Consider the following 19,882-nt stretch of genomic DNA (forward strand, 5'->3'; position numbering starts at 1 on the left):
CCCTTAACCGCGTGGAGTCGCAGCAGCCAGTTTCACAACCGAACCCGGTGCAGCCTTGGCAGGCGCGACTTGGGGCAGGTTGCTGGCTTCCAGCGCTTGTCGTTGTTGTGCAAGGGCGGCGAGGGTTTGCTCGCTGGCCATCGGGATCACTTCAGGAGTGACCGGCGAACCGGGACGTACCCGTTGCAGGCCCTTGACGATCACGGTGTCGTCTTTGCTCAGGCCGTTACGCACGATGCGCAACCCTTCGATCTTCGGACCCAGTTCAACTGCGCGATAGGCCGTTTTGTTGTCGGCGTCCATCACCAGCACGAACTTTTTACCCAAGTCGGTGCCGACCGCTTCGTCGTTGATCAGCACGGCGGAGTAAGTGCCGCTGCCGACCAGTTTCAAACGGGCATACAAGCCCGGGGTGTAGGTGCCGTCAGTGTTGTCGAACACGGCGCGACCACGGATGGTGCCGGTTTTCGGGTTGACCTGGTTGTCGACGAAGTTCATCACGCCCTGGTGCGGGTTGCCGTCTTCGTTGGACAGGCCGAGATAGACCGGGGTGGTGGCGCCGCGTTTACCCTGGCGAGCGAGCTGGGTGTATTTGAGGAACACACGCTCGTCGGCGTCGAAGTAAGCGTAGACCTTGTCGGTGGACACCACGCTGGTCAGCGGGGTGGTGTCGGCGGTGACCAGGTTGCCGGCGGTGATTTCCGCACGGCTGACGCGGCCGCTGATCGGCGCGGTGACACGGGTGAAACTCAGGTTCAGCTTGGCCAGGTCCAACTGCGCTTGAAGCGCGCCAACCGCGGCACGGGCTTCTTGCGAGGCGCTGGTACGCGAATCGGCCAGCTCGGCGGAAATCGCGTTGCTGGTGCGCAGACGTTCGCCACGCTGGGCTTCGTTTTCGCTGCGGGTGGCGTTGGCGCGGGATTGGGCAACCAGGGCTTCGAGTCGGCGGACCTCAGCCTGGAACGGACGCGGGTCGATCTGGAACAGCAGGTCGCCTTTCTTGACCAGCGCGCCTTCGGTGAAAGCCACCTCATCGATCTGGCCGGAAACCCGTGGACGAATCTCGACCGTTTCCGGCGCTTCAAGGCGCCCGGTGAATTCGTCCCACTCGTTGACCGGTTGTTCCAGCACCTTCGCGACGCTGACTTTCGCCGCCGGCATCGTCGCGGCAGTCTCCGGAGCCTTGCCGCAAGCGCTCATCACCAGTACGGCCAGCAAGGCCAGAGGGAAGCGCAAATGTTTGAGTGATTGTTCCATGGATGCATCCGCCAATGTATTGAGAATGGACGGATGATGCTCGGCGGGGGGGTAGGGCACGAATCGAATGAAGCGAAGGTAACTATCATTCGGAATGATATAAGCTCGGTGCCAGCCCTCTAGCATGCACCTTTGGTTAGAAATCGATCAATGTGCTTGATGACAATTCTGTGTTGCGGGGAATGCAAGACTGGATCGCGCCGCGCCCTTCGCGAGCAAGCCCGCTCCCACGGGGGGCGCGAGGCTTGCCAGGGTCAGGCCAGGCTGTCCGGATCGCCAAAGAACATCTGAATCCGCGAGCGCAACCAGCGTTCACCCGGATCATTGTCCTGCGACCCGCGCCACGCCATGTGCAATTCGAAGCTGCGTACTGGCAGCGGTGGATCTTCCGCCCGCACACCACCGGCCGCCGTCAACGCTTCCGCCGTGTAATCCGGCACGGTTGCGACGATATCAGTACCGCTGATCAGCGTACTCAGGCCGTTGAACTGCGGCACCGCGAGCACCACGTGGCGTTTGCGCCCGAGTTTTTCCAGTTCCTCATCTATGAAGCCGCTCAGGTCACCCGCAAACGACACCAGCGCATGTGGGCGGGCGCAGAAGTCGTCCAGGCTCAACGGCCCCGGCACACTGTCGGCGCGCAGCAGCTTCGGCGAACTGCGGCGCAGCACCTTGCGCTTGGCGTTGGCCGGCAGGTCGGTGGTGTAGCTGACGCCGATGGAAATCTCACCGGAGGCCAGCAATCCTGGCATCAGGATGTAGTTGACCCGCCGCACCACCAGCACGATCCCCGGCGATTCGGCGCGCAGACGCTTGAGCAGCATCGGCAACAGGGCGAACTCGACATCGTCCGACAGACCGATACGAAACACTGCGGTACTGGTCGCCGGGTCGAATTCCGCCGCGCGACTGACCGCGGTGGAAATCGAGTCCAGGGCCGGGGAGAGCAGGGCAAAGATCTCCACCGCCCGGGCGGACGGCTCCATGCTGCGGCCGGTGCGTACGAACAGCGGGTCATCGAACAGGCCACGCAGACGCGAGAGCGCCGCGCTGATGGCCGGTTGGCCGAGGAACAATTTTTCCGCGGCACGGGTCACACTGCGTTCATGCATCAATGTTTCAAAAACGATCAACAGGTTCAGGTCGACACGACGCAGGTCATTACGATTCATCTGGAGTCCTGGCAGAGTCATCAAGCTTGACGAGAGCAGCCATATGAGAACAATGGCCGGCATGAATATTAAGGGGAAAGGCTGCTACTCTGCACCGAGTAATTCAGTTTTCCTACAAAGGCTGCTTCGGATTCTTACGACATTTGACGATGTCGCCGCTGCTGCGGAATCAATGACAGGCATGTCGACTATTAATAGCCACTGATGGTCTTGGGCGGAAAGCCCAGATAGAGTTCATGGCATTAGAGGTTTCTTTGGCGAGGTTTGCGATGTCCCGCACGATCCGTTTTCACAAGTTTGGTTCAGCCGAGGTGCTCAAATGCGAAGAGCATGCGGCTGCTCTCCCTGCGCCGGGCGAAGTGCAGATTCGCGTCGAGGCGATTGGCATCAGCTGGTACGACATCCTCTGGCGCCAGAACCTGGCCTCTTCCCATGCCCGTCTGCCTTCAGGCCTCGGCCATGAAATGTCCGGCGTCGTCACGGCGGTCGGCGAGGGCGTCGATGACCTGTCCGTGGGTGACAAGGTCGCCAGCTTCCCGGCAGAGAGCCCGAATGACTATCCCGTGTATGGCGAGCAGATCGTTCTGCCGCGCTCGGCACTGACCCGCTATCCGGACGTGCTCAGCCCGATTGAAGCGGCAGTGCACTACACGCCGCTGTTGATTGCCTACTTCGCGTATGCCGACCTGGCACGGGTCAAGCCTGGGCAATTCGCCCTGGTGACCGACGCCAGTCACTGCGCCGGTCCGTCCTTTGTACAGCTGGGCAAAGCCCTGGGTGTACGGGTGATTGCCGCAACCAAGACCGCGGAAGAGCGTGAATACCTGCTGTCGCTGGGTGCCGAGAAAGTCATCGTCACTGAGGAAGAAGATCTGCTGATGCGGATCAACAAGATTACCGACAACCGCGGCGTCGACGTGGTGTTCGACGGTCTTGGCGGCCCGCAGATGTCGTTGCTCGGCGATGTGCTTGCACCGCGCGGTAGCCTGGTGCTGTACGGCCTGCAGGGCGGTAACCAGACGCCATTCCCGGCTTGCGCAGCGTTCCAGAAGAACATTCAGTTCTTTGTGCACTGCATCGGCAACTTCACCGGCAAGCCGGAGCTGGGGATCATCCAGGACACGGTTGCCCTGCAGCGGGCCTTGCGCGACATCAACCAGCTGACCGCCGACCGCGTCCTGCTGCCGCTCAAGACTCGGGTCTTCCCGTTTTCCGAGTTCGTTGAAGCACACCGTTACATGGACGAATGTCCATGCCGCGAGCGGGTTGCGCTTCAGGTTGAACCGGCGTAACAACATCCCTCTGAGAAGCCCGTGCCTGCACGGGCTTTTTTCTGCCCGGAATTCCGAATAGAGGCAACGCCAACCAGTAGGCCCCAGCTTGCTGGCGATGGACTGAAAGCGCCGCATTTACTCAGACAGCGCCCGCCAGCCTCATCAGCCAATACAAGTAATCCAATTCCTACAGATAACACTCCGTTTGGAACTCAAAAGCATCGTTAAGAACCTCTGTTTTACACTTAAGAGGGTGCAATGCAGCAACTGAACTGGTTTTTATCCTCGATCTGTATCTTCTAATCCCCTTTTAAGCCCTGATAATTGAATGATTACTTTCATCTCAAGGAAAGAGTCATGTCTGGGTATCGGATTGATACTTTTAAACGCACATCTTTAATACATTTCCGACAAGCTGTAGGTCGATGCGCAGTTGCCAAACAACCGTGTGCGACTTCTTTCTTTATTTCTTGTGCTATATGTCTGTGGGGCGCTGTCGGATATTTCCTAGGACCTCTCTTTCAGCTCAATGTACCCGCTATTACGGGGCTTTGCAGCGAGCGGCCCTTCGCCGGAATGGAGGCATTGTCGAGTTATTTCAAATAATTACTTAAGACTTAAGTGTTAGCATTTGAATAACGTCCAGCACTTCATGCATGGCAGGCAATCCGCCTGCGCAATGCATATTGTTGTTTGCGCACTATTGAACTTACGAGCATCAGGTAAATAAAGATGACCCTTATCCATGACCAGGCGATGAATTATGTCTACCAGCAAATGCTGCAACGCTTGCTGAGTTTCTTTTCCCGGGCGGAACGCACCGCTTTGCAGCTGATGATCCAGCGGTTGGTCGTCACTGCGGGCGGCATGGAGAACATTGGTGATTACAAGGTACTGGCGATCCAGAACGGGTCGCGGGACAGTTGCTACACCCTGGCGCTGCTACGCGCGGCGCAACTGAGCATTGCGGGCAGGGCGCCTGCGACCTTCCAGCTGCGCGTGGCTTCGCTGCGCATGAGCGGCGGCAGTGCGACGGCGCAGGACAACATTCATCGCTGCTACAGCGCGCTGTTTCTCTACGACGATCCGCGGGCCGAAGTGGTGATGGCCGATAATCGTGAGGTGTTGCCGTTCGCCCACCCCACGCCGATCTCGGACGCGGGCCGCGAAGCCAATCGACTGAACCTGCTGATGGTCGGGCATCGGCGGGCCCTCGATGGCCCGCTTGACCTGTGGGACGACAGGTATCTGGCCACCGGCGAGTTCTATGGACAGGTTGCCCGTTGGAACCGCGGCGTCGATGCCCTGGTCAGCAGCGACACGCCGCGCCAGCAGAAACTGTTTATCGAAGGCCTCAAGCGGGCGGCTGCCAAGGCCGGGCTCAAGGCGTCGAACCCTCGCGGGACGGGCCTCGACGAGCTGTTTGCATCCCTGGACGAGTTCGGCAGCGACTGTTATCGCGGGTTTTATGGCGGCAAGGGCCAGGCACAATGGCGTCCGGCCGAGCAGTTCGAAGCCTGCCGTCGCACGACGTTCATCGACATCCACGACATGCTGGTCAGCAATCTGGAAGAACGTTGGCCCTTGCTCACCGAGTTCCTGGGTTTCCAGCCGGATGAACTCACGGCCCAACTCAGTGACAACGACTACATCAGCCCACAGATATCGGCCCATGTCCGGGGTTTGCAGGCGTGTTTCGTCCACGGTCGCAGCTATGAATCGGGCGTCGCCGAGTACTTGCAACGCGCCCTGGTCATGATGCGCCGCAAGAAACTCCCGGAGCGTCTGTGCGTACAAGCCATGGAGCTCTTCGGCAACCCGGCGCGGATATTTGATCAGCGTGGTGTGGCGGCGGCCGAAGCGCAAAAAAGCCTCGGCTTGAGCGAGGCGCAACTGGTCTGCCTGCTTTTTGCGCCTTTTGTCGAAAACGGTGCCGGGCTTGAGCGTTTCCTGCGTCAGTGCCATCCGGGAATGTTGGTTGCGATGCCTGACTTGCACCGGGCGATGCAGGGCAATCCGGTGTCGGAGCAGATCGCGCAATGGATGGTCGACGTCAGCGGGCTGCCTGTCAGCCTGATCGGCAGGCTGTATCGCATGGGGCCGTTGCCTCGCATCCAGAGCGGTTTGATCGGCGGCGAGTTCGCCGATGGAGACGGGCGGTCCGATTATGGCAATGGTGCTGCGGTGGCGGGTGAATGGTCAGCGGGACATTGAAAGCAGCGCGCGAGACCGACTTTGCCTATCAGGCGGTGTACCGATACCTGACTCATCTGATCAACGAGCCGGCCAACGACGCGAGTGTCCGTTTACCTTCGTTGCGTCAGTTGGCCAATCGCCTGAGCGTCTCGATCTCGACCATACAGTACGCCTACTCGCTGCTGGAAAAAGAAGGACGCGTCTATTCGGTGGCCAAGTCCGGGTACTACGCTCTGCCGGTGTCCTCGATCAATATGCCCGGCAATGGCAAGGACCTGCTCGAAACCGTCTATGTCAGCGCCCGGCGCCCGGGCATGCTGGTGTTCAGCGCCGATGAGCCGGCCTTGCTGCAGCCATTGGACAGTCCGCTGCTGCTGTTGGAACGTGAACTGTTGCGCCAGTACCCGCGCCTGCCGCGACCGCCTTCACAGCCGAGCGGCGAACTGGAACTGCGCGCGGCCCTGGCGGCGCGCTATACAACGTCGCCAACACGCTGCTGGCACGCGGATGACGTCTACATTGGCGCCGACTTGCGGGGTGTCCTGGAAATACTGATCGCGGTGCTGGGCCTCAAGGGCGCTGCAGTGGTGGTCGAGTCGCCGTGTGACTGGACGATTCTGCGTCTGTTGCAGGCGGCGGACGTTCAAGTGATGGAATGGCCGGTACAAGCCAACGGCAGTCTGGATGCTGAATGCCTCAAGGAGTTGCTGGAATCCCGGCCGGTACGGCTGGTGCTGCTGTCGTCGGGGTTGAGTGTGCCACGGGGCAGTCTGGCGCCCGATGACAACCGGCGAGCCATTGCCCGGTTGCTGGAGCGGCATGGTAGCTGGGTGCTGGAAAACGACTGTTACGGCGAGCTCGAATTCGAAGCTGGCGGCCTGCGATTCCGCGATTTGCTCGACCCTGACCGGCTGATCGTGTTTTCCACGTTCGAGAAAATCATCGGGCCGGAAGCCCCCTACGGCTATCTGCTGTCGCGGCATTTCAGAGAACAATTGCAGCGGCACTTTCTGCTGCGCTCGTTCCGCCTGTCGCCGATCCGCCAGAAAGCCATCGCCCGTTTGTACGGCAATGGGCGGATCGATCAGCATCTTCAGGTGCTGCGCCGGTTGCTCAAGGATCGCAAAGTACAGATGACCCAGCTGTTACAGGAGCGGCTGGGCGATGCCTTGCAAGTCGTGGAACCTCAAGGTGGGGCGACGATCTGGGCGCGTTCGTTGCGTCAGGTTGACATGCGCCGGGTGTTTCAGCGCCTGCTCAAGCATCACGTGGTCATTGCGCCGGGCGAGCTGTTCAGCCTGCAGGGCCTACACTCACAGCACTTGCGCTTGAGTCACGCCTTTGGTGGCGATCATGACCTGGGAGCTGCGTTGAGCCTGATAGGGGACGCGTTGCGGCTCGAATCCATCGACTGAACGTGGGCAAAAACAACCGGTGCGCCCGGTGGATCGATCCCATCGCGTTACGGTCAAACTGCCAGTAAACTGCGATCCTATTCCTGAACCACTCTATTCCAGAGGTTTTGCATGACACTCAGTCCTTTTGCGGGCAAACCGGCACCGGCAGAATTGTTGGTCGACATCCCGCGACTGGTCACGGCCTATTACACCGGCCAGCCCGATGCCGCCATCTCGACCCAGCGCGTTGCCTTTGGCACGTCCGGGCACCGGGGCAGCTCGTTCGACCTGAGTTTCAACGAATGGCACGTCCTGGCGATCAGTCAGGCGATCTGCCTGTACCGCGAAGCCCAGGGCATCGACGGGCCGTTGTTTGTCGGCATCGACACCCACGCGCTGTCCACCCCGGCCGGCGCCAGTGCCCTCGAAGTGCTGGCCGCCAACGGCGTCACGGTGATGATCGCCGAGGGCGACGAATACACCCCGACACCGGCAATTTCCCACGCGATTCTCTGCTACAACCGTGGCCGCACTACCGGGCTGGCGGACGGCATCGTCATCACGCCGTCCCACAACCCGCCGCAAAGCGGTGGCTATAAATACAACCCCACCAACGGTGGCCCGGCCGACACCCACATCACCAAGTGGATCGAGGCGAAGGCCAACGAACTGCTGGGCAACAAGCTTGCCGGTGTCAAGCGCATCAGCTATGAGCAGGCGCTGAAGGCCAACACCACCCACCGACACGACTACCTCAACACCTACGTCGCCGACCTGATCAACGTGATCGACTTCGATGCCATTCGCGGTGCCAAGCTCCATCTGGGCGTGGATCCGCTGGGTGGAGCAGGGGTGCGCTATTGGTCGGCGATTGCCGAACATTACAAGCTCGACCTTGAAGTGGTGAACAAACAGGTTGATTCGACCTTCCGCTTCATGACGGTCGACTGGGACGGCCAGATCCGCATGGACCCTTCGTCCAGCCACGCCATGCAAGGCCTGATCGGCCTGAAAGAGCGCTTCGACGTGGCGTTTGCCTGCGATCCCGATCACGACCGTCACGGCATTGTCACGCCATCGGGTGGCTTGCTGCAGCCAAACGCCTACCTCGCCGTCTCGATCGACTACTTGTTCCAGAACCGCCCGCAATGGCGTGCCGATGCGGCCGTGGGCAAAACAGTGGTCAGCAGTGGTTTGATCGATCGTGTGGCCAAGCGCCTCGGCCGTCGCCTGTACGAAGTGCCGGTCGGCTTCAAATGGTTTGCCGATGGTCTGTTCGACGGTTCGCTGGGTTTTGGCGGCGAAGAAAGTGCCGGTGCTTCGTTCCTGCGCAAGGACGGCGGGGTGTGGAGCACTGACAAGGATGGCTTGATTCCGGCCCTGTTGGCGGCGGAAATGACCGCTCGCACTGGTCGTGACCCGAGCCAGGCTTACCGTGCCTTGACCGACGAACTGGGTGAACCGTTCTCGGTACGGGTAGACGCCAAGGCCAATCCGGAACAGAAAGCGCTGCTGAGCAAGTTATCGCCGGATCAGGTCACCTCGACTCAACTGGCGGGCGAAGCGATCCAAAGCATCCTCAGCCATGCGCCGGGCAACGACCAGGCCATTGGCGGGCTGAAAGTCATGACCGAGAACGGCTGGTTTGCGGCGCGTCCTTCGGGGACCGAGGACATCTACAAGATCTACGCCGAGAGTTTCGTCAGCGACGAGCATCTTAAACAGTTGGTGGCGGAAGCGCAGACGTTGGTGGATGGCGCTATTTCTGTGAATAAGTAAGACTCTTCGCGAGCAAGCCCGCTCCCACACGGCTGAATTAGCCCCTGTGGGAGCGGGCTTGCTCGCGAAGACGGCGCCACGAACGCTAAAAAATCCGAAAAAAAAGGGGCGACCATCAAATGGCCGCCCCTTTTTTTGGCTTGCATTCACCCCATCAAGCCAAATCCACCAACACGATTTCGCTGTCTTCAAGGGCCGTGACCCGCAATACCTGCTCATTCGCCACCGCTACACCGTCTCGAGCTTTTGCTTGTAACCCATTGACTTCAATTACCCCTGTGGCCGGAACCAGGTACGCGCGACGACCGGTATCCAGTCGGTATTCAGCCGACTCGCCAGCCTTCAGGTTCGCCGCCACCAGGCGCGCATCAGCCCGAATCCGCAGGCTTTGATCGTCGCCGGCCTTGCCGCTGGCCAAGGTCACGAAGCCTTCACGCTGGCCCTTGGGAAACGGTTTCGCGCCCCAGGACGGGGCTAGGCCGGTTTCATTCGGGATGATCCAGATCTGGAAAATCCTGGTCTCAGTCGCTTCCAGGTTGTACTCGCTGTGAGCGATGCCAGTACCGGCACTCATGACCTGAACGTCGCCTGCTTCGGTGCGGCCCTTGTTACCCAGGTTGTCTTCGTGGGTAATCGCGCCTTCACGAACGTAAGTGATGATCTCCATGTCCCGGTGCGGGTGTTTCGGGAACCCGGTGCCGGAAGCGATCACGTCATCGTTCCACACGCGCAGGTTGCCCCAGTTCATGCGCTTGGGGTCATGGTACTCGGCGAACGAAAAGTGGTGATGTGCATCCAACCAGCCATGGTGGGCGCCGCCCAGGGAGTTGAAAGGTCTGAGTTCGAGCATGATCGTCTCCTGAAAAGGGTAGGTGATGGTGATCATCATCCAGCAGACTCTGATCGATAAAAAGCGTAAATAATGCCTGAATAACATCGAATAATTTGATATGAAATAAGCTCGAAATGATCTTATCCAGCCTTCACTTCATCGCATAAGCCAATGACCTGTAAGCATTTCACTAGAACTGAACGGCAAATGCAGACACCATAGGCCGCAACAGCCTCACACCCTGGAGTCAGCCCGCGTGCCGCAACACACCCCCGATCTTCCTCCTGAACTTCGCCCTCTGGCCGAGATGCCGCTGCTCAAGCGTCTGGCTGCCCGGTTCTTCGGTCATGGCCTGACCCGGCTGCGTGCACAACACCGTGCGTCATGGCTGCATGGCCAGGCCGATGGTTTTCGCAGCGGTCACAGTGCCGGCGTGGATTATGGCTATAAGGAAGGCAAAATCGACGGATTGGAGGAAGGCCGGCAGGTATTGCTGATTCGGGACTCGCGCTCGACCGAGCACCGTCCGCCTAACGTCGACGACAACCTGTTCGATGATTGGCGCCTGCCATTGAGCGCCGAGTTAAAGAAACGCATGAAGGCCGACGTGGCCCGACTGTTGCCAACCCATGCCCAGCCCAGCGCCGCACAATGGAAGATGATTTTCAGCGACACGCCTTCGACGTCGGTCATCGCCGGCGCGGGCGCGGGTAAATCGACCACCCTGGTGCTGCGCATCGTGCTGCTTACCTATTACCTGGGCTTCGAGCTCGATTCGATGACGGTGGTGACCTTCACCCGGGAATCGCGCAAGGATTTCATCAACAAGTTGATTGAGCTGTTCGGGCTCTGGGGGCGGGCACTGAGCTTGAAAGATGCGCGGGACCTGGTTCGCACCTTTCACTCGCGAATCCTGCCGATGGTACGCAGCCTGCCGGGCTTCGAGCGCCTGCAAGCCTTCGAAAACATCAGCAACCGTCCTCAAAACGCAGCTGAGGACATCGACAGCAATCCGTTCGACCTGCGTATCAATGACGCCCAGCGTCAGCTGCTGAATGCTTGTTACCACCGGCTACATGCGCGCGATGAGCGTTTTCGTGAGCTGATCAAGCCATTGTCGCGCCACGCCTTGCAGCTCAAGGAGCTGGAGCGCGATCACCCAGATGTGCAAAAACGCGTAGCCGTGACCGAACTGGCGGCCAAGCGCGACGAAGAGCTGTGCGACGTCATCGAGGATATGTGGCTGCGGGCCGGCGCGTGGCCGATCAAAGGCATCGAGCCCAATCGCCAGTCATTTGATATCAACGGCGCGACATTCCACTGCCATGGTTACATTCCGAGCCTGGATGCGTGGGTGGTACTGGGTTTCGATCCACGGGAAAACCCGCAGGTCAGTCGCCCGAATGCCAAGCTTAGCGTCCGTGCAGAGTGGGCGGTAAAGCGCACCCTTTTTCAAGCTTTCTGTCGTAAGCCATTGATATGGCTAGATAGTTACGAGTCATCGCGACGCGTATTGGCGTCACTGGCAGGGGATGCGAGTGCCGGGCCGGGGTTCGATTACAAGGTCAAGGGAGAACTTGGCTCGGCCCCGTTGCTCGACTGTTTCGTAGCGGCCGCCGGGTTTATCGAGAACATGGGGCTGGATGTTCCGAGCGCCGTGGGCCAGATGAGTTTCGCCAAGGACGATCCTGACCGCTTTTTCTTCGAAGCGCTCAGCCTTTACTGGCGTGCCCTGGAAGATCATCTGCTGGATCAGAAACCGCCAGTGATGACCTACAACCGAATGTTCGCGCTGTTCAGTGAGCATTCCCCGGAAAACCAGAAGCTGCTGAGTGATGAGCTGCTGCGCCCGCTGTCGCACCTGATGATCGATGAATTTCAGGACGTATCGCCGCAGATCGTTTCCTGGATTCGCGCCAGCCTGGCCGAGATTCGCAGTCGTGGGCCGGCGATGCATGTCGGGCGTGGTGCTCAGCGTTCCTCGTTGCTCTGTGTAGGTGATGACTGGCAATCCATTTATGGCTGGCGCGGCAGTTCACCAACGTACTTCATGGAGTTCAACAAGGAATTTCCATCGCCAAGCACCACCAAGGTCATGCTCAGTGACAACTACCGCAGCCACCAGCACATCATCGATGCCGCAGAGCACATCGTCCGCGCCGCGCCCGCCATCGCCGGCAAGAAGGCCAAGGCAAGCGGCGAGCCCAAGGCGCTGTTGCCGGTGAACGTGCTGGACCGGGATGATCAGGGCATGGCCCAGCGCTTGATGGAACATTATCGAAAGGGCGACTCGATCTTGATGCTTTATCGAAAAAGTAGCGATAAGTCATTGATAGAAGAGCATATTTCACCCGTAGTTAATGTTGATTCGAGCTTGCCGTACGAGTCGCGCCGGCTGAAGCAGCTGACCTACCACAGCGCCAAGGGTCTTCAGGCTGATGCCGTGTTTCTTCTGGGCGATTGTCAGCACTTGACCAGCTCGCCGTACAAAAATCAGGTTTATCGCATGGCCGGGCTCGGCAAGCCGGGCGATAACGAAGCCTACGATAACGCGCAAAAGGACGAGATCCTGCGGCTGGCTTATGTCGGCATTACCCGCGCGGTCAGTCATTGCTACTGGTACGTCGACGGGCAAGAAACCCAGGCGGCGAATATGCCCAAGGCCTCCGACAGGATCGGCAAGGGCAAGGCTTTCTTTGCCGATCATAGATCGATGAAAACGTCCCCATAAACGCCAGTACAGAAAAATAAGCTGATTACGTTATGCGTCGGTGCACGTAGATCTGTTTCTGATAGTTGCGCCCTTGTTTGTTGTGGAAATGATTGTGGTAAAAAAGGACCATCACAGTCACTTGTCACTCCTCACCGCTTATATCCCATGATTCGCAGGAGAGGGGGACAAACTGTCAATGCAGCGGACGAGGTAGTAGTGTTAGATTCGATATCCTTTGCAACTCGCAGTTACAACATGAATGCCGGGCAGGCGTCGAGTGCAACCGGTCTACAGGACGAGACGGTAGTGTTGATCCGTCATGAAAAACGGCCGTCAAAGATTGAAGGCCTGACCGTTTCCGATCGTGAGTGTATTCCGTCGTCCAGTCGGTCTCTGTATGCGCTTAAGGAATTCCAGCTTAATTTGGTTAATGTTGCAGAGTTCGTACTGCAAGACTTCCAGCTGGAAACAGAATCATTGCCGAAACTTCCATTTCTATTGACTTCCACTCCACCCTTCGATCGCTTGGCCACTCCAAAGGAAATGCAAGCAGCGAAAGAGATAAAGAAACAATTGATCAGTCATGTTGCTGGAAAATTCTGCGTCGCAAGAGGTGTTACATTTCGCGAGGCAGAGGCGATTGTGCGGAAGGAGTTCAAGGCCGCCGAAACCACATTGCGCAATGATGCGCGCTGGGACACGATTCAAACCGTGGTACAACACAATGATCAAAAATATGTTTGTTCCATGGTTCCCGCCGGGCAAATGAAGCTCGGTTCAGCGGATATATTCGAAATTTCTTACGGCGATAAGGGGGTTTGCAGTTCGTCGACTAAGACCGCTGAACACGCCGCTAATTTGTGGGTGTCAGAAATCGCAATAGCCGACGAGTCTGGCGAGACGAAAGAATTATACAAGGGGGTCAGGCACGGTACTCTTTCTGTATATGGCCTGAATACAGATGATCCTGCTCGTCGTCAGGGCACTTTGGCCCGGGCCAGGGAAGTGGTCACGGCGGCGCTGTTCACCCAGCCAGACGTGCTGAAGAGCGCGCTGGCAGGGAATGAGGTTTCCCTGAACATTGTCTCCACGTCCTTGATGACACCCAGTCAATTTTATAACGAAAATGAAATGCTCAAGGATCAAATGCAGGCTTGGCAAACGCTGACTCAACAATCACCAACCTGTTTGGCCATACGAGGGGAAGATGGGGAAATAGTTCAGGTTAAGGTTAATTTGAATATCGTTGCGTTCAATTTTGGCGTCAACACGATGGCTTTGAAACTTGGTTTGGGTTGGTCAGTTTCAGACAAAGTAAATGCTCGCGCGGTGGAGCAGTTATTAGGAAAGGATTTCAGTAGCACCTCTTCACCTGGCGGCATGGTGGGTGACTATTTGCGTGATGATCCCGACAATAAGGCTAAGGTTCTGACGTTATGCCGCCATCTCAAACAGATATTCGCAGAGAATTCACATCATCATGATGGCGGCGATCCTTATAAAGCGGCACTGCGTATCGTTATCCTGGCCTATGAAATCGGCGCCGTGCCGCTCTCCAATTGCAAAAGTGGCAAGGATCGAACCGGAATGCTAGATGCGGAAATAAAAAGAGAGGTTATAAGTTTGCACCAGGGGCACCCACTGAGCGAGCCTGGAAGTCCTCTCGGGGCGGTAAATAAGGCGATTTTTCAGCAAGTACTGATCAACGGCGGTAATTCTGGAGTTCAGTCTTACAACATGGGTGTGGAGGGCAATAAAGTACTGGTGAATCGGACGCTTTCAAGTTTGAACCTGTCCTGTGAAGAGCGTATAGGCAACCGTGCAGTGTTCGATGAGGCGCAAGGACTTTCCAGACTGGTCGTTAGCTGAGGTTATTATGTTGAGCATTATTTATCGGTTGCATGAATCGTTAGGGCTTGAAATTGATGCTGATGACCCGACGTATGTGGTGGACAACGACCTGACGGTATATTTCAACGAAAGTGCGGACGTCCTGGAAATGTACTGTCTTGTAGGAGCACTTCCGAGCGATTCGTGCAGGTTGCAGCGTGCGCTGCAGTTCAATTATTCCAATACCGTAGTTTTAGCGGCAGATGCAGACAATGCCGTATTGATTGCGCTGCTTCGTTTCCCGGAAACAGCGCCCGACACAGATTTACAAACAGGATTTCAGCAGTTGGTGGCGGTTACGAGGGAACTGCGTATGAATCTATAAGAGAGCATATCTAAGAGGGCGAAGTGAATTCGCCCTCGATAACGATGCCTCAGGCATAGCTCCTGAGGGCCACCGGCGGAATGAACGACTCCAGCTCATCCTCCACCGCTTCAATGATTCGTTCCACATCCGCGGCATTCATGACGGTTGCGCACGGAATACCGGCGATGGCGATCATGGTCTCGCCACTGGCACGGTCAAACAGACGGGCGATCATGCTGCCCGGGGCGTCCATGCTCGCCTCGAATCCCATGGGATGAAAATGCCAGCGCATCAGCTGGCAGGCGTTTGGAAAAGTGACCTTACTGAACCCTTTATTCATATGTTGCCCGCCTTCTTCATCGAGCGCTTCCTTTAGCTCATGTTAGGAGGGAAGAGCCTTCATTGGCTCAACCAGTGACTGCCCTTAAAAGTAGCATCTGCACGTGAAAGTAATGTGGATTTTTCAGGCCGTTTGGCGATTGGTTCTGCTTTTTTTGATTCAGGTCACGGCGTCGTGGTGATTAGGCAAAAGGCCAGTACCGAATCAACGTTGAAGCAGCGCGTGAATTTCGGCAAGCTCGCTGTTTTCGCCTCGAGCCCTCTAATGCCCGCCGATGATGATGGTCCGCTGCAAACCCAGGCCACGAGTGACACGGTCATGCGCTATCACTTGCGCTGGAAAGAGCGGGACCTGGAGGGGGTCATGGCGCTTTATCACCCGCAGGTCCAATACAACGATTTCTTCCAGGACCGGGTGATGGGGCTGGATGAGTTGCGCGATTACGTGCGCCACAGCATGCCGCGGGATCCGGATGAAGCGCTGGAACACTCGGACCGCATTCGATTTGACGGCAACACGGCGTTCATTCAATACCGGATCACCCTGCGCGGCGGCGATGGCCTGGTGTCGTTTCGCGCCAGCGAGGCGATCACGGTGCGTGACGGCCTGATCTGGCGGGTCAATGAATACGCGTCGCTGGTTCGTGAACAACCGGTCGGCCAATCCGCCAGCACGCCGCGTCCGGCGGCCAGTCGCCTCGGCTTGTCCCCGCGTCAGCTGAGTTTCATGGCTGAAGACCTGCAACAGTATTTTCAACGTCAACAACCCTACCTGGACCCCGAGCTCGACCTGCAACGGGTGGCTAAGGAGTGCGGGTACAGCCGCAATCAGATTTCCTATCTGCTGAACCAGGTCCTGGGCCAGAGCTTCTATCGCTACGTCAACCAGGCGCGCTTGAAGCATCTGCTCGCGGCGCTGGACAGCGCCACGCCGCCGCTGCGGATCGATGACCTGGCGTTTGCCGCCGGCTTCAATTCCCTCTCGGCGTTCTACAGCTGTTTCCGCCAACACACCGGCCAGTCGCCCAAGGCCTACGCCAAACAAATTTCTTTGCGTGCACGCGCGCAAGACAGCGTCTAAGCCCGCGCACTAGGATCAGCGCCATCGAAGTTTGAGTGGCGGAGTCTTGCATGCCGGCGTGGCGCACTATCAGTTTGTGGATGGACCAGCTCGACGAGCCGTTGCTCGCGCGTCCGGCGTTGGAACAAGACCTGGATGTCGACGTCGCCATCATTGGCGCGGGGTACACCGGATTGTGGACGGCGTACTACCTCAAGCGCCTGGCGCCGGGCCTGAACGTTGCCATCGTTGAAGCGCAGACCGCCGGTTTTGGTGCCTCGGGGCGCAATGGCGGCTGGCTGATGGGCAACATCCTGGGTGAAGACCGCTTGCTGGCCGATCTGCCGGCCGAGCAGCGTCGCGCCTCTTATGAACTGTTGCACAGCATTCCGGATGAAGTGGAGATTGTCCTCGAACGCGAAGGCATCAACTGCGATTATCGCAAGGGTGGCGCACTGTATTGCGCCGCACGCTACCCGGAGCAGGAAGCCAGCCTGCGTCACTATCTGGACAAGCTCTACCAACAAGGCCTGACCGAACGCCACTACCGCTGGCTCAGCCCCGAGCAACTGGCGCAGCAGATCAGAATCGCCAAGCCCTATGGCGGTATTTATGCACCTCACGTCGCGACGCTGCACCCGGCCAAGCTGGTGCGAGGCCTGGCGCGGACGGTGGAGCGCCTGGGCGTGCGGATCTACGAGAACAGCCCGGTCACCCACTGGAAGTCAGGCAGCCTGCGCACGGCCAAGGCCGCGGTGCGCAGTCGCTGGGTCGTGCCAGCGGTCGAGGGATACGCAACTACCTTGCCACCGCTGGGCCGCTATCAGTTGCCGGTACAAAGTCTGATTGTGGCGACCGAGCCGCTGTCCGCCGCGACGTGGGACGAAATTGGCCTGAGTAATGGCCAGGCGTTCGGTGAAAGCAGCCGTCAGGTCACTTACGGTCAGCGCACGGCGGATAACCGCTTGGTATTCGGTGCCCGGGGCGGCTACCAGTTCGCCGGCAAGTTGCGCCATGACTTCGACCTGACCGCCAGCGAAGTCGAGTTGCGCCGTTACCTGTTCGGTGAACTCTTCCCGCAACTCAAGCATGTACGCATCACCCACGGCTGGGGCGGCAACCTCGGCATGTCCCGACGGTTCAAGCCGCACATGCTGTGTGACCAGGCCAGCGGCATCGCTTTGTCCGGCGGCTATGGCGGCGAGGGCGTTGGCGCCAGCAACCTGGGCGGTCGGACCCTGGCCGATCTGATCCTGCAACGCGATTCCGAGCTGGTTCGCCAGCCCTGGGTCATCCCTCAGGGCGGTCTCGACGCGCTGAAAGCCTGGGAGCCGGAACCCTGCCGCTGGCTCGGTTACAACGCGATCATTCGCAGCTTCGTCCACGAAGATCAGACCCTGGCCAACCCCGCGACCGCGCCGTGGCGGCGCAAGGTGGCCAGCGGGGTCGCCGAATTCATGGAAGGTTTCATGCAGTAATCGACGTGCTCTTCATCCATAGGCTCCCTCGACAGGTAATCCCATGAGCATCACCCAGTTCAAGAACACCGCAACCCTCAAACTCGACGAATCGAACCCGGTCGCCGTGCCGCTGGGCACCCCTGTCGCGGTGGCGTCGACCACCAGCGTCGAGCGCGACGACGGCGTTGAAACCGGCGTTTGGGAATGCACCCCGGGCCGTTGGCGCCGGCAGATCGTCGCCCAGGAATTTTGTCATTTCATTCAGGGCCGCTGCACTTTCACCCCGGACGACGGTGAAACCCTTCACATAGAAGCCGGCGATGCACTGATGTTGCCAGCCAACAGCCTCGGTATCTGGGACATCCAGGAAACCGTGCGCAAGACCTACGTTTTGATTTTTTGAATGTTGATTCTCTTGATTGCCTGCCAATAAAAATAGCCCACCCAGGAATCGAATCATGATGCGAAAGACACTGACACTGGCACCCCTTGCACTCGTCGCGACGCTCGGCCACGCGGCCGAGACCGTCAAGATCTACAACTGGTCGGACTACATCGCCCCGGACACCACCAAAAACTTCCAGGCGGAAACCGGCATTGGCTTCAGCTACGACGTCTACGACAGCAACGAAACTCTCGACGGCAAGTTGATGACTGGTAAATCCGGTTACGACGTTGTGTTCCCGTCCAACCACTTCATGGCCCGGCAGATTCAGGGCGGGGCATTGAAGAAACTCGACAAGCAACAGCTACCGAACTGGAAGAACCTCAACCCGGTGCTGCTCAAAGCGCTGCAGACCAATGATCCGGGCAATGAGCACGGCTTCCCGTACCTGTGGGGCAGCACCGGTATCGGCTATAACATCGCCAAGGTCAAAGCAGTGTTGGGCGACAACGCCCCCGTGGATTCCTGGGACCTGATCTTCAAGCCCGAGAACATGGCCAAGTTGCAGAAGTGCGGCGTGGCGATCCTCGACAACGGCCCGGAATTGCTCCCGGCCGCCCTGAACTACCTAGGTCTGCCGCATCACAGCAAGAACCCGGAGGATTACAAGAAGGCTGAGGCGCTGCTGATGAAGGTCCGGCCGTACGTCAGCTATTTCCACTCGTCCAAGTACACCAGCGACCTGGCCAACGGCGACATCTGCGTGGCGGTCGGCTTCTCCGGCGACATCCTGCAGGCGGAAACCCGCGCCAGGGAAGCCAAGAACGGCATCGACATCGGCTACGCGATTCCCAAGGAAGGCGCTGCCATCTGGTTCGACATGGTCGCGATGCCCGTCGATGCCCCGGACGAAAAAGCCGGTTACGCCTTCATGAACTACCTGCTGCGCCCGGATGTCATGGCCAGCATCAGCAACTACGTGCATTACGCCAACGGCAACCAACAGGCGGACAGCCTGATTGATCCGGCGATCAAGAACGACACCAAGGTCTATCCGAGCCCGGAGATGATGGGGAAATTGTTTGCGCTGGAAGCGATGCCGCTGAACATCGACCGGATCCGGACGCGGGTGTGGAACAAGATTCGCACGGGGAGTTGATCGTCTTCAGTCTGTGATGGCCTCTTCGCGAGCAGGCTCGCTCCCACAGTGGACTGGTGTCGAGCCTGAATCCTGAGCTCACCCGATATCCCTGTGGGAGCTGGCCTGCCAGCGAAGAGGACATCACCTTCACATTGATGTTGACTGACCCACCGTAATCGCGAGCAGGCTCGCTCCCACGGTGGATGGGTGTCGGGCCTGAATCCACCACAATTCCCGGTGGGAGCAGGCTTGCTCGCGAAGAACGATAACGCGGCTTTTAATCTTCCTTGCGAACGGTGGCCACTTCGTCGGCCTTGACCCTGACCTTCGCCCCGGAAATATCTTCGAACTCATAGAAGCCGTCCTTGCTGCTGGCCTTCGGCATATCCTTGGTCAAATACTGGGTGCCGTTCTGCAGGGTCACTACGGTTTGCGTCGAGCAACCGGCCAGTGCCAGGAAGGCCGCCACCGCCAGGGGCAAGCCCAGAGTCTTGATGTTCATAACCACCTCTCTCCAATAAAAAACGCGACTGCTGCGAATCCTTCAATCGCCACTGTACCTCTAACGCGGTTGGTGCGACGGATCGGTAGAAAGTTCGACGGTCCGTGAAAAAATCCCGCATCCTGCCGCCGCTTATCCTTTTCCGTTTGCACCGGATGGGGCGTTGCTGGTATCTGTA

General features: G+C 58.4%; 16 protein-coding genes. 11 read left to right on the forward strand and 5 right to left on the reverse strand.

Annotated elements, in window-relative coordinates:
• Nucleotides 1-3 precede the first annotated feature (3 nt).
• Nucleotides 4-1,257, reverse strand: coding sequence for a multidrug efflux RND transporter periplasmic adaptor subunit MexE (gene mexE, locus NTD84_RS13535; protein WP_262166188.1), 1,254 nt, complete (start codon nucleotides 1,255-1,257; stop codon nucleotides 4-6).
• A 254-nt stretch (nucleotides 1,258-1,511) separates the two neighbouring features.
• Nucleotides 1,512-2,429, reverse strand: coding sequence for a LysR family transcriptional regulator (locus NTD84_RS13540; RefSeq protein WP_262166190.1), 918 nt, complete (start codon nucleotides 2,427-2,429; stop codon nucleotides 1,512-1,514).
• A gap of 269 nt (nucleotides 2,430-2,698) precedes the next feature.
• Here NTD84_RS13540 and NTD84_RS13545 point away from each other — a divergent pair, with 269 nt between their 5' ends.
• From NTD84_RS13545 to pgm, 4 genes are all read left to right on the forward strand, one after another.
• Entirely contained in the window at nucleotides 2,699-3,721 is a 1,023-nt protein-coding gene (locus tag NTD84_RS13545; RefSeq protein ID WP_262166193.1) for a zinc-dependent alcohol dehydrogenase family protein, read from the forward strand.
• A gap of 714 nt (nucleotides 3,722-4,435) precedes the next feature.
• Nucleotides 4,436-5,917 carry a hypothetical protein gene (locus tag NTD84_RS13550; protein WP_262166195.1) on the forward strand — a complete coding sequence of 494 codons (1,482 nt, stop codon included), beginning with the start codon at nucleotides 4,436-4,438 and terminating at the stop codon, nucleotides 5,915-5,917.
• The gene (locus NTD84_RS13555; protein WP_262166541.1) at nucleotides 5,914-7,314 is read left to right on the forward strand and encodes a PLP-dependent aminotransferase family protein; all 1,401 of its coding nucleotides are present in this window, start codon (nucleotides 5,914-5,916) and stop codon (nucleotides 7,312-7,314) included. Before NTD84_RS13550 ends, NTD84_RS13555 begins: the two co-directional genes overlap by 4 nt.
• A gap of 111 nt (nucleotides 7,315-7,425) precedes the next feature.
• On the forward strand, nucleotides 7,426-9,075 hold the full coding sequence (pgm, locus tag NTD84_RS13560) for a phosphoglucomutase (alpha-D-glucose-1,6-bisphosphate-dependent) (RefSeq protein ID WP_262166197.1): 1,650 nt from the start codon (nucleotides 7,426-7,428) through the stop codon (nucleotides 9,073-9,075).
• Between the two features lie 154 nt (nucleotides 9,076-9,229).
• Here pgm and NTD84_RS13565 read toward each other — a convergent pair whose 3' ends face one another.
• On the reverse strand, nucleotides 9,230-9,925 hold the full coding sequence (locus NTD84_RS13565; RefSeq protein ID WP_262166198.1) for a pirin family protein: 696 nt from the start codon (nucleotides 9,923-9,925) through the stop codon (nucleotides 9,230-9,232).
• A gap of 238 nt (nucleotides 9,926-10,163) precedes the next feature.
• Between NTD84_RS13565 and NTD84_RS13570 the strand changes: the two genes are divergently transcribed.
• The 3 genes from NTD84_RS13570 to NTD84_RS13580 all read left to right on the forward strand — a co-directional run bounded on the left by NTD84_RS13570 (nucleotide 10,164) and on the right by NTD84_RS13580 (nucleotide 14,835).
• Nucleotides 10,164-12,638 carry a UvrD-helicase domain-containing protein gene (locus tag NTD84_RS13570; protein WP_262166201.1) on the forward strand — a complete coding sequence of 825 codons (2,475 nt, stop codon included), beginning with the start codon at nucleotides 10,164-10,166 and terminating at the stop codon, nucleotides 12,636-12,638.
• 237 nt (nucleotides 12,639-12,875) lie between these two features.
• Entirely contained in the window at nucleotides 12,876-14,489 is a 1,614-nt protein-coding gene (locus NTD84_RS13575; RefSeq protein WP_262166203.1) for an inositol phosphate phosphatase SopB, read from the forward strand.
• A 7-nt stretch (nucleotides 14,490-14,496) separates the two neighbouring features.
• A complete protein-coding gene (locus NTD84_RS13580) occupies nucleotides 14,497-14,835 on the forward strand; it encodes a hypothetical protein (RefSeq protein WP_262166205.1) in 339 nt (112 codons plus the stop codon).
• Between the two features lie 49 nt (nucleotides 14,836-14,884).
• Here NTD84_RS13580 and NTD84_RS13585 read toward each other — a convergent pair whose 3' ends face one another.
• Nucleotides 14,885-15,157 carry a DUF1652 domain-containing protein gene (locus tag NTD84_RS13585; protein ID WP_150711725.1) on the reverse strand — a complete coding sequence of 91 codons (273 nt, stop codon included), beginning with the start codon at nucleotides 15,155-15,157 and terminating at the stop codon, nucleotides 14,885-14,887.
• Nucleotides 15,158-15,421: 264 nt separating this feature from the next.
• Between NTD84_RS13585 and NTD84_RS13590 the strand changes: the two genes are divergently transcribed.
• The 4 genes from NTD84_RS13590 to NTD84_RS13605 are packed head-to-tail and all read left to right on the forward strand — an operon-like array spanning nucleotide 15,422 to nucleotide 19,220.
• Nucleotides 15,422-16,237 (forward strand): helix-turn-helix domain-containing protein, encoded by an 816-nt coding sequence (locus NTD84_RS13590; RefSeq protein WP_262166210.1) that lies wholly within the window; start codon nucleotides 15,422-15,424, stop codon nucleotides 16,235-16,237.
• Nucleotides 16,238-16,287: 50 nt separating this feature from the next.
• Entirely contained in the window at nucleotides 16,288-17,694 is a 1,407-nt protein-coding gene (locus tag NTD84_RS13595; RefSeq protein ID WP_262166212.1) for an NAD(P)/FAD-dependent oxidoreductase, read from the forward strand.
• 43 nt (nucleotides 17,695-17,737) lie between these two features.
• Complete coding sequence (locus NTD84_RS13600; protein WP_262166214.1) at nucleotides 17,738-18,079, forward strand: cupin domain-containing protein; 342 nt, start codon at nucleotides 17,738-17,740, stop codon at nucleotides 18,077-18,079.
• A 55-nt stretch (nucleotides 18,080-18,134) separates the two neighbouring features.
• Complete coding sequence (locus NTD84_RS13605) at nucleotides 18,135-19,220, forward strand: polyamine ABC transporter substrate-binding protein (RefSeq protein WP_262166216.1); 1,086 nt, start codon at nucleotides 18,135-18,137, stop codon at nucleotides 19,218-19,220.
• 259 nt (nucleotides 19,221-19,479) lie between these two features.
• On the opposite strand, the gene NTD84_RS13610 is transcribed toward NTD84_RS13605, so the two are convergent.
• On the reverse strand, nucleotides 19,480-19,704 hold the full coding sequence (locus tag NTD84_RS13610) for a YgdI/YgdR family lipoprotein (RefSeq protein WP_262166218.1): 225 nt from the start codon (nucleotides 19,702-19,704) through the stop codon (nucleotides 19,480-19,482).
• Nucleotides 19,705-19,882 lie beyond the last annotated feature (178 nt).

This window comes from Pseudomonas sp. 14P_8.1_Bac3, assembly GCF_025466085.1.
Taxonomy (GTDB): domain Bacteria; phylum Pseudomonadota; class Gammaproteobacteria; order Pseudomonadales; family Pseudomonadaceae; genus Aquipseudomonas.

Bases quoted from the DNA above. Each gene is read 5' to 3' on its own strand.
- mexE (WP_262166188.1), bottom strand. From the start codon at position 1,257: ATGGAACAATCACTCAAACATTTGCGCTTCCCTCTGGCCTTGCTGGCC.
- NTD84_RS13540 (WP_262166190.1), bottom strand. From the start codon at position 2,429: ATGAATCGTAATGACCTGCGTCGTGTCGACCTGAACCTGTTGATCGTT.
- NTD84_RS13545 (WP_262166193.1), top strand. From the start codon at position 2,699: ATGTCCCGCACGATCCGTTTTCACAAGTTTGGTTCAGCCGAGGTGCTC.
- NTD84_RS13550 (WP_262166195.1), top strand. From the start codon at position 4,436: ATGACCCTTATCCATGACCAGGCGATGAATTATGTCTACCAGCAAATG.
- pgm (WP_262166197.1), top strand. From the start codon at position 7,426: ATGACACTCAGTCCTTTTGCGGGCAAACCGGCACCGGCAGAATTGTTG.
- NTD84_RS13565 (WP_262166198.1), bottom strand. From the start codon at position 9,925: ATGCTCGAACTCAGACCTTTCAACTCCCTGGGCGGCGCCCACCATGGC.
- NTD84_RS13575 (WP_262166203.1), top strand. From the start codon at position 12,876: ATGAATGCCGGGCAGGCGTCGAGTGCAACCGGTCTACAGGACGAGACG.
- NTD84_RS13580 (WP_262166205.1), top strand. From the start codon at position 14,497: ATGTTGAGCATTATTTATCGGTTGCATGAATCGTTAGGGCTTGAAATT.
- NTD84_RS13585 (WP_150711725.1), bottom strand. From the start codon at position 15,157: ATGAATAAAGGGTTCAGTAAGGTCACTTTTCCAAACGCCTGCCAGCTG.
- NTD84_RS13590 (WP_262166210.1), top strand. From the start codon at position 15,422: ATGCCCGCCGATGATGATGGTCCGCTGCAAACCCAGGCCACGAGTGAC.
- NTD84_RS13595 (WP_262166212.1), top strand. From the start codon at position 16,288: ATGCCGGCGTGGCGCACTATCAGTTTGTGGATGGACCAGCTCGACGAG.
- NTD84_RS13600 (WP_262166214.1), top strand. From the start codon at position 17,738: ATGAGCATCACCCAGTTCAAGAACACCGCAACCCTCAAACTCGACGAA.
- NTD84_RS13605 (WP_262166216.1), top strand. From the start codon at position 18,135: ATGATGCGAAAGACACTGACACTGGCACCCCTTGCACTCGTCGCGACG.
- NTD84_RS13610 (WP_262166218.1), bottom strand. From the start codon at position 19,704: ATGAACATCAAGACTCTGGGCTTGCCCCTGGCGGTGGCGGCCTTCCTG.